At 33.8% G+C, this 14,603-nt stretch carries 15 protein-coding genes and 1 tRNA gene; 14 read left to right on the plus strand and 2 right to left on the minus strand.

The genetic code is table 11. The features are described from left to right. Nucleotides 1–606: 606 nt before the first annotated feature. The 10 genes from DES33_RS04835 (at nucleotide 607) to DES33_RS04880 (ending at nucleotide 8,211) form a co-directional block, all read left to right on the plus strand. Entirely contained in the window at nucleotides 607–1,149 is a 543-nt protein-coding gene (locus tag DES33_RS04835) for an ECF transporter S component (RefSeq protein ID WP_094203193.1), read from the plus strand. After that, on the plus strand, nucleotides 1,133–1,819 hold the full coding sequence (locus DES33_RS04840; protein WP_110058252.1) for a radical SAM protein: 687 nt from the start codon (nucleotides 1,133–1,135) through the stop codon (nucleotides 1,817–1,819). Before DES33_RS04835 ends, DES33_RS04840 begins: the two co-directional genes overlap by 17 nt. A 64-nt stretch (nucleotides 1,820–1,883) precedes the next feature. After that, on the plus strand, nucleotides 1,884–2,588 hold the full coding sequence (locus tag DES33_RS04845; protein ID WP_110058253.1) for a hypothetical protein: 705 nt from the start codon (nucleotides 1,884–1,886) through the stop codon (nucleotides 2,586–2,588). Nucleotides 2,589–2,645: 57 nt separating this feature from the next. Beyond that, entirely contained in the window at nucleotides 2,646–2,873 is a 228-nt protein-coding gene (locus DES33_RS04850) for a hypothetical protein (protein ID WP_094206655.1), read from the plus strand. A gap of 20 nt (nucleotides 2,874–2,893) precedes the next feature. Further along, nucleotides 2,894–3,076 (plus strand): hypothetical protein, encoded by a 183-nt coding sequence (locus DES33_RS04855; protein WP_094209331.1) that lies wholly within the window; start codon nucleotides 2,894–2,896, stop codon nucleotides 3,074–3,076. Between the two features lie 132 nt (nucleotides 3,077–3,208). Beyond that, nucleotides 3,209–4,147, plus strand: a complete 939-nt coding sequence (locus DES33_RS04860; protein WP_110058254.1) for a D-alanyl-D-alanine carboxypeptidase family protein — start codon at nucleotides 3,209–3,211, stop codon at nucleotides 4,145–4,147. 342 nt (nucleotides 4,148–4,489) lie between these two features. Next, nucleotides 4,490–5,755, plus strand: a complete 1,266-nt coding sequence (serS, locus tag DES33_RS04865) for a serine--tRNA ligase (RefSeq protein ID WP_110058255.1) — start codon at nucleotides 4,490–4,492, stop codon at nucleotides 5,753–5,755. Between the two features lie 27 nt (nucleotides 5,756–5,782). Further along, on the plus strand, nucleotides 5,783–6,919 hold the full coding sequence (locus DES33_RS04870; protein ID WP_110058256.1) for a glycosyltransferase: 1,137 nt from the start codon (nucleotides 5,783–5,785) through the stop codon (nucleotides 6,917–6,919). A gap of 8 nt (nucleotides 6,920–6,927) precedes the next feature. Continuing rightward, on the plus strand, nucleotides 6,928–8,112 hold the full coding sequence (locus DES33_RS04875) for a D-alanyl-D-alanine carboxypeptidase family protein (protein WP_110058257.1): 1,185 nt from the start codon (nucleotides 6,928–6,930) through the stop codon (nucleotides 8,110–8,112). Nucleotides 8,113–8,135: 23 nt separating this feature from the next. Further along, a tRNA-Arg gene (locus DES33_RS04880) sits at nucleotides 8,136–8,211 on the plus strand. A 215-nt stretch (nucleotides 8,212–8,426) separates the two neighbouring features. Here DES33_RS04880 and DES33_RS04885 read toward each other — a convergent pair. Further along, complete coding sequence (locus tag DES33_RS04885; RefSeq protein ID WP_110058258.1) at nucleotides 8,427–9,170, minus strand: TIGR03915 family putative DNA repair protein; 744 nt, start codon at nucleotides 9,168–9,170, stop codon at nucleotides 8,427–8,429. Nucleotides 9,171–9,172: 2 nt separating this feature from the next. After that, complete coding sequence (locus DES33_RS04890; RefSeq protein WP_110058259.1) at nucleotides 9,173–10,408, minus strand: putative DNA modification/repair radical SAM protein; 1,236 nt, start codon at nucleotides 10,406–10,408, stop codon at nucleotides 9,173–9,175. Between the two features lie 138 nt (nucleotides 10,409–10,546). On the opposite strand from DES33_RS04890, the gene brnQ reads away from it, so the two are divergent. From brnQ to DES33_RS04910, 4 genes are all read left to right on the plus strand, one after another. Next, nucleotides 10,547–11,824, plus strand: a complete 1,278-nt coding sequence (gene brnQ, locus DES33_RS04895) for a branched-chain amino acid transport system II carrier protein (protein WP_110058260.1) — start codon at nucleotides 10,547–10,549, stop codon at nucleotides 11,822–11,824. Between the two features lie 65 nt (nucleotides 11,825–11,889). Beyond that, nucleotides 11,890–12,243, plus strand: a complete 354-nt coding sequence (locus DES33_RS04900; protein ID WP_110058261.1) for a YkvA family protein — start codon at nucleotides 11,890–11,892, stop codon at nucleotides 12,241–12,243. Between the two features lie 407 nt (nucleotides 12,244–12,650). Further along, nucleotides 12,651–13,433: an ABC transporter ATP-binding protein gene (locus DES33_RS04905; RefSeq protein WP_110058262.1), complete on the plus strand. Its 783-nt coding sequence runs from the start codon at nucleotides 12,651–12,653 to the stop codon at nucleotides 13,431–13,433. Between the two features lie 47 nt (nucleotides 13,434–13,480). Further along, entirely contained in the window at nucleotides 13,481–14,602 is a 1,122-nt protein-coding gene (locus DES33_RS04910; RefSeq protein WP_110058263.1) for an ABC transporter substrate-binding protein, read from the plus strand. Nucleotide 14,603 lies beyond the last annotated feature (1 nt).

Raw genomic sequence — 14,603 nt, forward strand, 5'->3', positions numbered from 1 at the left:
AAATATTCTAGTACTAATTTTATTTTAAATTCTTTTGTGTATTTTGGCATACAAAAACCCCTCCATCCGTATTCCGGATTTTGGGGTTCAGGTTATAAGAGGCGTTTTTTTAGTGGGTAAGGAGAGGGTGGAGATGTGTGTGGAATTTTACGAAATTTTCAACTCAAAATATGTTAGCAATAAAAAGTAGAAACCGATTTGGAGAGAAATTTGTTATAACCAAAAACGTCGTAAAGGAGCGAATCGTTCGGAAAAAATTGTTCTAAATTCAAGCGAAATGAAACGTAAAAATCGCGCTGTTTGAGCGTTAGCGAGTTCGCGATTTTAGTTTCATGAGCGTTGAATTTACCAATTTTTGTAGTCAGATGAGCGATTTACGAGTTTTTGCGTTTTATTATATCTCACAACACCACACAAATCGGTTTCTACTTTTTTGCAATTACTTTTTTGTAACAAACTAATTTGCAATGAATTTTATTATTTGATAAAATTAGTGTTGCCTAGTTAAAGCTGAAATTTATTTCAGGACTTGTTTGAGAGCTCCAAGTATAAAAAAACAAGGCGTTATTTTTGAGTTCTCCTATATTTTATTAGGAGGTTTTTTTATTGAGAAAAACGAATACGAAATTGTTGACTACTATAGCGATTTGCATTGCAATCAACTGCCTTGGTGCTTTTATCGCTGTTAGTACGAAGGTTCCTTTGTTATTGGATCACATAGGATCTTTATTGGTGTGTATGTTATTTGGATGGAAATACGGTGTTGTGACTGCGCTTTTATCGTCTGTTATGAACCAAATTCTTTTCGATCCATTTGCACTTCCATTTGCGCCTACAGGTATGCTTATGGTGTTTATGGTTGGTATTTTATACGAAAAGGGATATTTCAAGAAATTGCACACTATTCCTGCACTTTTATTGGCTGTGCTTCCAGGCGCTATTTTGGGTGCTATTATTCAAGGTTATATTTTTGGTGGGGTTACAAGTTCAGGAAGTGATGTTATTGTAAGATTTATGATTAACAAGGGAGTAAATCCAGCTGCGGCATCTTTTATCAACCAATATTTTATGGAATTTGTGGACAGACTTATTTCATTTACTGTTGTGATGACTGCTGTTAAGAGGATTAAGCTTGAATCGATACGCTAAGATTGAGGAAAAATTAAAACGCGAGATTGTGCTTTTGAAAGGCAGACCATGTTTTTGGGGCAAATGCACATTTTGCGATTACATTGAAGACAATACGGTGGATATGGATGATGCTGTTCGTGAAAATCGTGAGATTATTCAAAATGTGACTGGTGAATTCGGTGTTTTGGAATGTATTAATTCGGGAAATGTGTTCGAACTTCCAGAACAGACGAAAATCGACATCAAGAATTTAATTCACGAAAAAAACATTCATACTTTGGTTTTCGAAGCGCATTATATTTTCAAGAATAGACTTCACGAAATCAGGGAATTTTTCGAATGCGAGGTTTTGTTTAAGACTGGAATTGAAACGTTCGATTACGATTTTAGAGAAAATGTCCTCAACAAAAACGCAAAATTCACTGATGTAAAAGATGTGTCCGATTATTTTGATTCGGCGTGTTTAATGGTTGGAATCAAGGGTCAAACTAAGGAAATGATTGAAAAAGACATTGAGATAGGCCTTTCTAATTTCAAATGGATTACTATTAATATTTTCATCAATAATTCTACGCCGATTAAAAGAGATGATGAGCTTGTGAAGTGGTTTTTGGAAAATCACTACGATTTGAAAGACCATCCGAAGGTTGAAATGTTAGTTGAAAACACTGATTTGGGAGTTGGTTAAACTTCCGTCAGTGTTTTTTTGTTGGGTTTTAATATATAATAAGTTTAATGAGATTGGAGGGGTTATGAAGGACAAATTATTTAAAATCTTACTTGTGGTTTTGAGTGTCGTATTTGTTGCATCTTGTTCGAAGAAAATGCCAGAATTGCCTGAAGAAAAAAAGGCGTATGTGGCAGATTATTTGAACGATGGGTTCAAGGGTGTGGACATTTCAAAAGACGGTAGGTTGGAAAAATCAGATGTCGACAAAATCGCAGCGAACTTCAACAAGCCGTACGATTATAATGGCGAAGAGGTTGTAAACTCTCTAGATACATTTTTCTACGGGGAGAGCTTCGCATCACCACAAGATATTACGCTTAAAAACTTCGTGGCGAATTTTCCAAGCAAAACGCTGGATCCAGAAAAGGACAAATCCAAGATAGATGAACTTAAAAAACAAAATCCAGATGCGCTCAAACAAACAAGAGAAAACGCTAAGATTTTGAAAGTTGACAAGAATTTGGTGGATGCGGTTTTATTGAAATACGCAAATATTTCATCAGATGATGTTACAAACAAAGAAAATGTCGTGTATTCTAAGGATGACAATTCGTATTATGTGATGGAAAATGATGAAGAATGGGCGTTTGAGCCAGTGGTGTGCAAAGTCAATTCTAAGGAAATTATCTTGGAAGATGATATAAAATCGGAACTTAAACTGATACAAAAAGGTGGTAAGTTTTTTATAAAATCTTTTGAATTATCTCCTAATGCTTGTTGTGAATAAGGGATTATTGTGCTATAATGTAATAAAAGGTACTATACAAAGCAAAGGGAGGCATTTATGATTACTTTAGCATTTGTTATTTTGATAGTTATTCTATCAATAGTTTTCGCAGCTATTTTAGGAACATTTGGTTTAATATTGGGATTAGGCGGCGCAATTGTAGGAATTTTGGTAGCGATTGGAGCTGTTGCCTACTCATTTTTGAAAGTTTTCATTAAAATAGCGTTAGCAGTGTTGGTAATTAGATTTATTTACAGAAGATTTTTCGCAAAAGAAGAAGTATAGAAGTATAAAGGAAGTGGAGTATGGATAACAAATATTTAAAATACATTTTGTATATATTCTTGGCTATTTTGGCTTTGAATATTTTGACAGGAATTATGGGAATTACTATTAGTATTTTGAAATTCTTGATGAAAGTATTCTTGGTTTTAGTTGTAATAGGATATGTTGCAAAATTTTTCCAAAATGCAGACAAAGATATTTAACGGATAACACTGAGCAAATCTTGTGAGATGAGCTTGGTGTTTTTGTTTGATGTTTTCAACAAATCTACAATTTGGATACAAGTATTGTAATTCACATTGTGATATAGGATAATTTAGATACAGAGGTGAATTATGAAAAAACACAAGCGCAAAATATTTTTAATTATAGGGGTTATTCTTTTGGTGTTCTGTTTTGTATTATTGAACTTGCGTGGCTATAGAATTTTACAATCCAGAACTTTTAGAAAATTTTACGATAGAATTGATTTCAAAATAGATACTAAAGAGTTGAAGATTCCAGAAGATGCACTTGCTTTTTCGGTGTATGACATAGATAAAGAAAAATATTTGTTTTATGAAGGCGGAGGACAATTACCAACGGTTGCAAGCTTGTCGAAACTTTTTGCGATTGATTATGCACTAACAAAGGTAAAATTAGAAGATAGCATAGAGGTTAATCAAGAATTATTAGATCTAGTACCACAAGGCTCATCAATGGCACACTTAAAGCCTGGCAAATATACAGCAGAGCAAATCATGCAGGCTATGCTTGTGCCATCTGGAAACGATGCGGCTTTTGCATTGGCATATAACATCGGCAAAAAAGACTTGGGAGATGGTTATAGCGCAGAAAAATATGTGAATTATTTTGTAAAAAATCTCAGCAAGTACCTCGCAGACGAAGGTTACAATAAAACCCATTTGTTCGATCCGAGTGGATTTTCCACACAGGCAGATACCAATTTAAAAGATATTAATAGAGTTGCACTTAAACTTATTGATTATGATTTTGTCAAAAAATGTATGGGCAAGAGTTCTTTTACAATTCAAACTCTTCAAGGAGAAATGAATTGGAAAAATACTAATGAATTTTTGGATCCTAAGTCAGCGTTTTACAATAAAGATGTAAAGGGCATTAAAACGGGCACGATGGCATCATCCTACAACATTGTCGTATTGTACGAGAAAAACGGAAAGAAGTATCTAATAACTTGCCTTGCATCTCACACCAATGAAGACAGGTATAAGGCTGTGCAGGCGGCGATTAATACGATTATAAATAAAGAATAAAAGATAAAAACAGATTGGCGTTTAAAAAGCTGATCTGTTTTTAAAATGATGAATATACAAAAATCTATAAAACGTTGTAATTACGCTATACATTGACATAACAAGATTGTTTGTGGTAAAATATACATTAATATAGTTGAATATTGCAGTTGATGAAGAAATAGTAATTATTGGAGTAATTCAGAGAGCTTATGTGTGGTGAGAATAAGTATATGAAGATAATGAATCTAACTTCTATGCGTTATTAGTTGAGAGAGCTTATGCTAATTAGGGTGGCAGTCGCGGAAACGTAATTTTCGTCCCTTGGTATGAGTTTTTTTATTGTTTTATAAGGAGAAAGTTATGTTAGATATTAAAAGAATTAGAAACAATCCAGAAGAAATTATTGAGGCGCTTAAAAAAAGAAGAGGAGAATATCCTATTCAAAAACTTTTGGATACTGATGAAAAAAGACGTGAAGTTATTCAAAAAGTAGAATCAATGAAGGCGGAACAAAACAAGCTTTCTAAACAAGTTCCACAAATGAAGAAAAACGGAGAAGATACTACAGAACTTTTCAAAAACTTGAAGAAGTTGTCTGATGATATCAAATCTATGGATGATGATTTGAAAAACATCGACGAAGAAATCAGAGAATATTTGATGGAAATTCCAAACACTCCTAACAAAGATGTTCCGGTTGGTTTGGATGATACTGAAAACTTGGAAATGAGAAAATGGGGAGAACCTCGTAAATTTGATTTCGATATAAAGGCTCACTGGGATTTGGGCGTTGATTTGGATATTTTGGATTTCGAAAGAGCAACTAAGATTTCCAAATCAAGATTTAGTGTATTCAAAGGAAAAGGCGCACGACTTGAAAGAGCTTTGATGAATTTCATGGTTGATCTTCACACTGACAAACAAGGTTACACTGAAATGAATACTCCAGTGCTTATGAGTCCAAGTGCGATGAAGGGTACAGGTCAAATTCCAAAATTCAAAGAAGATATGTTTTATTGCGAAAAAGACGATATGTATCTTGCTCCTACTGCAGAAGTTCCAGTAACTAATTTATTGGGAGGAGAAATTTTGGAACAAGGAAGCTTGCCAATTTACTACACAGCATTTACTCAATGTTTCAGAAGAGAAGCCGGAAGTGCAGGACGTGACACAAGAGGTTTGATTAGAAATCACCAATTTGAAAAAGTTGAAATGGTAAAATTCGTTGAACCAGCTACAAGTTATGACGAATTAGAAAAACTTACAAATAACGCAGAAGAAATCTTGCAATTGTTGGAAATTCCATACAGAGTTGTCAGACTTTGTTCTGGGGATTTGGGATTCTCATCAGCAATGACTTACGACATTGAAGTGTGGATGCCAAGTTATAATAGATACGTTGAAATCTCAAGCTGTTCTAACTTTGAAGATTTCCAAGCAAGACGTGCAAATATTAGATATCGTGACGAAAATAATAAGCCACAATACGTTCACACATTAAACGGTTCAGGACTTGCTATTGGACGTTGCTTTGCAGCTGTAATCGAAAACTATCAACAAGCTGATGGAAGTATAAAAATTCCTGAAGTGCTACAAAAATACACAGGATTTGATATAATAGACTAGTAAACTAAAATTAAGATAGGAAAAGAAATGAAGGCTTATATAATCGCTAGAGGATATCCGACGGATAAATACAAAATGAACGGAATATTTGAATTGGATCAGGCAATTGCACTAGCCAAAAAAGGCGTTGAAGTTGTGTTGATTGCACTTGATTTCAGATCACTTAGACGTTTTCGCAAATATAAAAGTGAATATTTTATAAAAGATAATGTCAAAGTGTATTCCTTTCATTTTCCGATTGGAAGATATATCTTCAAAAGCCTTTATGACTTTTCTTATTTGGTACTTAGACATTTCTACAAAAAAGTGGAGCAAATCGAAGGAAGGCCGGATGTAATTCACACTTATTTTACAGACCAGGGATATTATACATCCAAACTTGCAAAAGAGTTGAACATTCCATTCGTACTTACAGAATGCAATTCCGTTGTAAACCAAGATACTATCAAGCCTTCTTACAGAAGAATCGCCGAAGAAACATACGACAGAACAGACGGACTCATAACTGTAAGCCCCAAATTCAAAGAGAAAATCAAAGAAGAATTTGGGAAAGATTCTACAGAAATTGCAATTATTCCAAACCTTACGATTTTCAAAAACAATGAGAATTTCAAAAGGGGAGATATCTTCAACATAGTTTCCACTGGAAATGTAATAACGACAAAAGGTCCGAAAGAATTAATCGAAGCGTTTAACATTGCTTTTTCAAAAGATAAACATGTGAAGCTTACGATTTATGGGGACGGATTTTTGAGAAAACCGCTACTTAAAATGGTAGAAGAGTTGAATTTGACCGACCAAGTATTTCTTCCTGGACTTACAAAAAGAGAAAAAATCGTTGAGGGCTACAATAATGCGGATATGTTTTGCTTGTATTCGTATTCAGAAACTTTTGGGTTGGCGTATTTGGAGGCATTGTCCGCAGGTCTTCCTGTGGTTGCAAGTAAATGCGGTGGGCCAGAACATTTAATAAATGAAGAAAATGGAATATTGGTTGATAGATTTAACGTTGAGAAATTAGCCGAAGCGTTAAGATATATGCACGACAATATTGAAAAATACGACAGAGAGAAAATATCACACGATATCAAAAAAGTATATTCCGAAGAAAATATTACAGATGATGTAATAAAAGTGTACGAAGAAGTTATATCGAAAAGATGAGGTGAGAAATGAAGAGTATTAAAAAAATAATACCCTTAATGTTAATACTTGCTATTGTATTTCAACCTGCATTATCTAAAGCGGACTCGAAGTTGGGATTTGAAGACAAAGTAAACTCGTATTATACAATTGAACAGGATTATTCCCAAGAGTTGTTGAATTACAACGAAAACAAACCTTTTGCTATAGCGTCCTTAACTAAAATAATGACTTATGTTTTGGTTATGGAAGACATCAACGCAAACAAATACAAGCTCGACGATAAAATCAAAATCCAAACACAATACAATAAGCCTGAAGCGAGTACTATACAACTTAAAAAAGGCGAAGAATTAACTGTAAATGATTTGATAAGAGGAATGATGATAGTCAGTGGGAATGATGCCGCAGACGAATTAGCAGTGAAATCAGAAGGATCTGTGGGAAAATTTGTCCAAAGAATGAACAAAAAAGCAGCCGAATTGGAATTGAAATCTGCAAAGTTTTATTCTGCATCAGGTTATCCTGAAAACGACAAGGAAAATATGATGAGCGCAAAAGATTTGGCGAAATTAACCACATATACAATCAACAATTACCCACAAGTTTTGAATTACACAAAAACACAAAAACTTGTAATGCCGACTAGAAAATACGAAGGCGTGACTACAGTTCCATTTTTAGGAAAAATAGAAGGTGTCGATGGATTTAAAACAGGAACAACTGAAAAAGCTGGATACTGTTTGATAACTACGATGAGCTTGAAACCAAACGATCCTAAAAACAAAATAGTATCTGTTTTGATGGGAGCTCCCACAAAATACGACAGAAATACTTACCAAAAAATAATACTGGAATACGTCAGAAATTCATTTGAACCAATGAATATATTAAACAGCGAAAAACCAATCGAAACTAAATCAGTCAACAGCGTTGTGGACAAAAACGTTGAGATTTATCCGACAGAAGACGTATCCATTTTGTATAATACAAAAACTGGTCTGCAACAAAAAGTCGACATCAAAAAAGATTTGAAAGCACCTTTGAAAAAAGGACAAATCGTAGGAAAAGTTGTAATCGATACTGGAAAAGGCGACAAAAGAGAAGTAAGCCTCGTTGTCAAAAAACCTTACGAAAAAGCAGACACATTAACTAGAATAAAAAGAAGTGCCAAATACACTTACGAATTGTTAGAAGCACTTCTTGCATCATAAGCCGATTTGATTCGGTTTTATGTGCTCCCATAATTAAGCTGGATATAATCCTCCCCTCCTAAGGGAGATTCCTCGGTTCGAATCCGGGTGGGAGTACCATAAAAAAAGCCTAGAATTTACACGTTCTAGGCTTCTTTTTATTTTATTAAATTTTACATATGTCACTCACAATTCTTTAAGATTTTTGACAACTGGCAACAAAAGGGCAACAAAAGGGCAACAAATATAAAAAGCATCACTAATGAATTTTTTCGAATTCACATTGTTGCATATACACTTATTATTTCAAAAAAAATCAAGTGTAAATACAACAATTATTTTTTGTTATCGTATACTTTATTTTTCTCCGGTAAATATTTCCAGTATCTTTTCGGCATATTATTCTGCATAAGTTTGAGGTTTTGGCGTTCTTTTATCCCGACTGAATTGTAGAATTCTATCCAGCAATCTTCGAACATTTTCTCTTCATCAGATTCTTCTTTGAAAATATCTTGTACATCGTAAAATGCCAAATCATTGTCCACATAAATTGCACACTTATTTCTTTTTTTGTCGTAAATCACAAACTTTTCGTTTCTCAATCTTTTTTTGAAATGATAGGTGAGTAATTCCAAAATGTCGTTGTTAGGTTCGAATTCTGCGAACAAGAAATTGTCTTGGATTTCTTTGAATCTGAGAAGTCCTTTGTATGCGTGAAGTTCTCTTGTGGAATATTTGCATAGGCTGTTGAATTGGACAGAAATTTTGTCGGATGAGTTGATGAAGTTGTAGCCGTATGTGTACATATTTTTGATTGTCTTAGCGATAATGGTCGATTTGTCGGGATTTTCTGAGACGAATGCGTAGTTGATGCTACGAAAAAAGTTGAATCCGAAATTGTCTATTATCGATTTTTTCACACGTGATGATTTTTCAGTACTTGTTTCAATGTATATGTCGTCATTCAAAAAATCCAATTGCTCTGATTTCACAACGATAATTGAATCTTCAATGTGTCTGTACTGTTCAAAAATCACCGTAAACAAGCCATCTAAGCTGTTGTCATAACTGTATCTCATATCTACTCCAAAAAACTAAGTTGTGTTACATTTTTTCCTTCTTGTATTCTCAAAATATCCAGCAAATCGTCTTGGGTGCTGTATTTTTGTCCGCGGTATACTCCATTTACAAGTATGAAGTTCTTCGCTTTTTTCAGTGAGATTTTAAGAGAGATCAAATCGTCGTAGTTGAGGTTGGCAAATTTTCTCGCATTTATTATTCTCATCGCATATGTTGGACCGAATCCTGGAACACGAAGAAGTTGTTCATAAGATGCGCGATTTATTTCTATTGGAAAGTTCGCTACGTTTTGCACTGCCCAGAATGCTTTGGGATCTAATGTCAAATCAAAAAACGGATTTTGTTCGTTCAAAAATTCGTTTGATTTGAATTTGTAAAATCGCATCAGCCAATCTGCTTGATACAACCTATGTTCACGTAGCATGGGAACTTTTTTGATTCCGTCTGTGTATTTCGATTTGATTACAGGGACAAATCCCGAATAGAAAACTCTTTTGAGCTTGTAGTCTTCATAAAGGCTACTTGCTTTGTTGATAATTGTAAGATCCGATTCACGACCTGCTCCGACAATCATTTGAGTGGATTGACCAGCTGGTAAAAACAAAGGAGTTTTTCTGATTGTTTTCCTGTCGATTTTGTACTGAGTTATGGATTCGTTAATAAAATCCATCGGTTTTTCAATGGACTCATACGTTTTCTGAGGAGCGAGCATCTTCAAGCTTGATTTTGTTGGAAGTTCTATGTTGATACTCATACGATCGATAAGTCTGCCTAGTCTTTCGATTAATTCTTCGCTTGCACCTGGGATTGCCTTCATATGAATGTATCCATTGAATTTTTTCTCATTACGAAGAATCTCTGCAACTCTTATAAGCTTTATCATCGTGTGGTCGGGACTTTTCACAACTCCACTGGATAGAAATAATCCTTCTATGTAATTTCTTTTGTAAAAATTTATAGTCAAATCAGCTACTTCTTCTGGAGTGAATTCTGCTCTTTCGATGTTGTTTTCTTTTCTGTTGACGCAGTATTCACAACTGTAAATGCATTTGTTTGTGAGTAAAATTTTAAGTAGCGAAATGCACCTTCCGTCTTCAGACCAGCTGTGACATATTCCAGAATTGTGCGCTGCGCCGATTCCATCAGAGGTATTTTTCCTTTTTGAACCACTAGAAGAACAACTGACATCGTACTTGGCAGCATCTGATAATATTGATAATTTGCGTTTTAATTCCATAAGATCACCTATTCGTATTTTATAATAAAACAAACATTCGCACAAGTTTGTTTTTTATAAAAAAGTTGTTATCTGGAAGAAATTGTGGTAGAATTGTAAGAACTAATAAAAATTTAAAATATTTATACAGAGGTAATTATGAAAAACAAGAAATTAATATTTGTTAGTGGATTCGCACTATTTTCGATGTTTTTTGGAGCGGGGAATTTGATATTTCCACCGTTTTTGGGTAATAAAGTAGGAAATCAGTATTTGATTGCGACATTAGGATTTTTGCTAAGCGCAGTAGGACTGGTTTTCTTGGGATTACTCGCAGCGACAAAAAGCGGAGGAACAATTGAAAAAATCGGCAACACTATAAGTCCGCGATTTTCACTAATATTCTCAACTATAATTATGCTTGCGATAGGACCAGGACTTGCAATTCCAAGGACTGCAGCAACAACAGTAGAAATAATTCAAAAAGGATTTTTCAAAGGAGCAAATTCTGTTTTGCTCACGGTAGTATTTTTTGCTTGTGTGTATTTATTCGTCAGAAAACCAAGCAGCATAATAGATAATTTGGGAAAAATTTTGACGCCGTTGTTGATTGCAACTCTTGTCGTGATTATTTTTAAAGGAATAATATCTCCCGTTGCAACGCCTGTGAATACATATCAAATTCAAGTCTTCCAATCAAGTTTTGAAGAAGGATATCAAACAATGGATGCGTTGGCATCATTAGTATTTGCAATTGTAGTTACCAAAGGATTTATAGGAAACGGAATTACAGATGACAAAACTATCAAACAATACACAATAAAAGCGTCAATCATAGCAGCTATAGGACTTTGCTTCGTATACGGAGGATTGATTTACCTCGGAGCTGCCACATCCAAGTTCAACCTAGGAAATGTCGAAAGAGTTGATTTGTTGTTATACATTTGCTACCAACATTTGGGGATTTTGGGAAAAGTATTAATCTGCACTGCAATGGCATTGGCGTGCCTCACAACAGCGATTGGACTTACAACAACAGTCGGACAATTCTTCAGTGATATGCTAAAAGACAAAACAAACGGAGTTATCTCATACGATTTAATCATAATAATTTCTACAGTTTTTAGTGCGTTCTTTGCAGTAGTTGGTGTCGAAAAAATACTAAAAATTTCTGCACCATTTTTGACAGCGATATATCCTGTGGCAATAGTTTTGATTTTCTTAAATTTGTTTAAACAAAATACATTTTCACGAAACGTAAAATTAGGATCCATAATAGGAGTGTCTATTTACGCAATTATAGTACTACTTAACGGATTCAAATTGGATTTCGGTTTGTTGAAAACAATCGAATCAGTATTTCCAATGCAAGTCAAAAGCTTTATTTGGATAATCCCAGCAGTCATCGGTGGATTAATAGGAAAAATCAAAAAATAAATTGTAACTATTATGTAATACGATATATCGTGCAATGTATGGTATAATATATTCGAGGTGAGTAAATGATTAAAAAATTGTTGAACTTGAAGAACGATATACCTACATTGTGGTATGCTTTTTTTAACAAACAAACACCATTATTATCGAAAATCGTATTGGCATTGTCAGTGCTTTATGTAGTAAGCCCAGTGGATTTCGTGCCGGATTTCGTCGCAGGACTAGGAATCTTGGATGATTTATTAATCGCCCCATCATTAATGATGGTCGCAAAGAAGTTCATCCCAGAAGATATCATCGACACCAGTGAACAAAAAGTAGAACAACTAAACTCCAAACTAAAAATAGTTGGAATAGTCGCAGGAGTAGGGATATTACTATTGATAAGCTTTTTGATTTACAAAAATGTGGTGAAATAGTTATTGAAATTTTAAATAAATAAAGCATAATTTGAAACAAAAATAGATTTATAAGTTATTTTAAGCTGCAGATATTCATTATCTGTGGCTTTTTTTCATATGTATAAGCAAGAAGAACGATAAATTTATGTAAAAATTTAAGGAATATTTATTGTAATTTTAAATAAATGATGAAAAATATAGCGAAAAATCCTAGAAAAATAGAAAGTTAATTTATAAATATAAGTAAAATCATGAATTTAAGGAGTATAAGTTCAATTTTAGGTATTTTAATAAAATAGAAATGATAAATAATTTATAGGCTAGATTTATAAATGATTTTATGAAAAGATGACAAATTATTGAAACGTGATAGACTAGATAAGTAAATTTATGAGATAGAAAAATATTTATCAAGCAGGTGCTAAATGAGTTATATTACTGTAGAAAATTTGGGATTTTCTTACGAGAATAATTCTAGGAAGATTTTGGAAGGATTAAATTTAGAGGTTGATTCTGGAGAATTTGTGTGCATTTTGGGAAAATCAGGATGTGGCAAGAGCACTCTTCTTAGGCTTTTATCTGGTTTGGAGATGCCTACATATGGATCTATAAAATTAAATGACACAGAAATCAAAGAGGCAGGACTTGATAGGGCTGTAGTATTTCAAGATTATGGATTATTTCCATGGTTTAGTGCTGGTGATAATATTTCGTTGGCATTGAAACAAAAATATCCAGACAAATCAAAGTCTGAAATCAAAAATATGGCAACGGAAGCTTTGAAAAGTGTTGGCTTGGAAGAAGATATTTACTACAAACTTCCTAAGGAACTTTCAGGTGGTATGCAACAAAGGTGTGCGATTGCACAAGCTTTTTCTCTGGATTCTCCAGTACTTTTGATGGATGAACCGTTTGGAGCTATTGATGCTGTTACTAGGGCGAATCTTCAGGATTTAATTATTAATCTATATAATAATGAAGATCAGAAGAAAACCGTGTTTTTTGTAACGCATGATGTTGACGAGGCTATTTTGTTGGCAAACAGAATTGTCGTTTTGGGACAATCTCCCAGCAAGATTATTTTTGATTTGAAGTTGGATAAGTCTACTGTTATGACTAGGGAAAATCAATTCAACGATAAGAAAACTATTGAGCTTAGGAATCTTTTGATTAAAAAGATTAATGAGGATATTTCAAATAAATTATAGTAGACTATTGATTTAGTTTATTTAAATAAAATTTTATGGGGGTACTTATGAAAAAGAAATTATTGATTGTAATGAGTCTTATTTGTTGCTTAGTATTTGCTTCATGTTCTAATAACAACGATAAAAAAGACAATGAAACACAAAATAAGACAGAAGAAAAGAAGGAAGAAACTTCAAAGGATTCTTCTTCTAATGATAAGAAGGAAGAAACTGTAGTTAAATGGAATTACGGAACAAGTGGTAATGTATTGGTAACTATTGCTGAACAAAAAGGTTTCTTCAAAGACGAAGGAATCAAAATTGAACCTGTATTTGCTACAGAAAATGCCGATGCGTTATCTCTTTTAGCATCAGACAAAGTTGATGTTGTATCAAACGCCGGTACTTCAAATCCACTTCAACAAATTTCAGCTGGTGTAGATTTGACAATTTTCGGTGGTCATATGTTAAATGGTGCAATGCCTGTTATCGCTAAAAAAGGAACTAAATGGAATGGAATAACTGATTTAGTTGGTAAGAAAGCAGCAATTAACCCACAATACTACGCATTTACTGGTGCATTGATGGATGCAGGAGTAAAAGATCCATTGAAGGAAGTTGATTGGGTACAAATCACAAAATACAATGATGCAATGGCAGCTGTTGTTAGAGGAGATGTTGATTACGCACTTTTAGGAACTCAACAAAACCAAGCAGTTAAAAACATGAAAGACATTGAAGTGGTTACTTACCAAAGTGATGTAATGCCTAACTATTCTTGTTGTAGATTGGTAGCCAAGACAAAATACATCAACGAAAATCCAGACACTGTTAAGGCTATTTTGAGAGCTTTAATCAGAGCACAACAATATTATGAAAGCAACAAACAAGAAGCTGTTCACATGTTAGCAAAACAAATTAAAGCTGACGATGCATTTGTAGCAGCTTACATGCTTGACGAACACTACGATGTTCACATTGACCCATTGAAAAAAGGTGTTATCAGAGCTTGGGATATTTTGGGCAAGACTAATTTCTTAGATGCAAAAGCTAAAACAATTAACATTGAAGACAAAATCAATACAGATTTGTACAAACAAGCTTTAGAAGAAACTAAAGAAAAATACGGAAACGAAGATCCTAAATTCTACGAAAGCTTAGAAAAATTCTTTGAAGAAAACGACAAATAGA

Origin of the sequence: Finegoldia magna, assembly GCF_003182075.1 — a bacterium.
Taxonomy (GTDB): Bacteria; Bacillota; Clostridia; order Tissierellales; family Peptoniphilaceae; genus Finegoldia; species Finegoldia magna.

What these genes read in the sequence shown, in the direction of transcription:
- DES33_RS04845 (WP_110058253.1), top strand. Translation starts at nt 1,884, where the DNA reads ATGAAGGACAAATTATTTAAAATCTTACTTGTGGTTTTGAGTGTCGTA.
- DES33_RS04850 (WP_094206655.1), top strand. Translation starts at nt 2,646, where the DNA reads ATGATTACTTTAGCATTTGTTATTTTGATAGTTATTCTATCAATAGTT.
- DES33_RS04855 (WP_094209331.1), top strand. Translation starts at nt 2,894, where the DNA reads ATGGATAACAAATATTTAAAATACATTTTGTATATATTCTTGGCTATT.
- DES33_RS04860 (WP_110058254.1), top strand. Translation starts at nt 3,209, where the DNA reads ATGAAAAAACACAAGCGCAAAATATTTTTAATTATAGGGGTTATTCTT.
- serS (WP_110058255.1), top strand. Translation starts at nt 4,490, where the DNA reads ATGTTAGATATTAAAAGAATTAGAAACAATCCAGAAGAAATTATTGAG.
- DES33_RS04870 (WP_110058256.1), top strand. Translation starts at nt 5,783, where the DNA reads ATGAAGGCTTATATAATCGCTAGAGGATATCCGACGGATAAATACAAA.
- DES33_RS04875 (WP_110058257.1), top strand. Translation starts at nt 6,928, where the DNA reads ATGAAGAGTATTAAAAAAATAATACCCTTAATGTTAATACTTGCTATT.
- DES33_RS04885 (WP_110058258.1), bottom strand. Translation starts at nt 9,170, where the DNA reads ATGAGATACAGTTATGACAACAGCTTAGATGGCTTGTTTACGGTGATT.
- DES33_RS04890 (WP_110058259.1), bottom strand. Translation starts at nt 10,408, where the DNA reads ATGGAATTAAAACGCAAATTATCAATATTATCAGATGCTGCCAAGTAC.
- brnQ (WP_110058260.1), top strand. Translation starts at nt 10,547, where the DNA reads ATGAAAAACAAGAAATTAATATTTGTTAGTGGATTCGCACTATTTTCG.
- DES33_RS04900 (WP_110058261.1), top strand. Translation starts at nt 11,890, where the DNA reads ATGATTAAAAAATTGTTGAACTTGAAGAACGATATACCTACATTGTGG.
- DES33_RS04905 (WP_110058262.1), top strand. Translation starts at nt 12,651, where the DNA reads ATGAGTTATATTACTGTAGAAAATTTGGGATTTTCTTACGAGAATAAT.
- DES33_RS04910 (WP_110058263.1), top strand. Translation starts at nt 13,481, where the DNA reads ATGAAAAAGAAATTATTGATTGTAATGAGTCTTATTTGTTGCTTAGTA.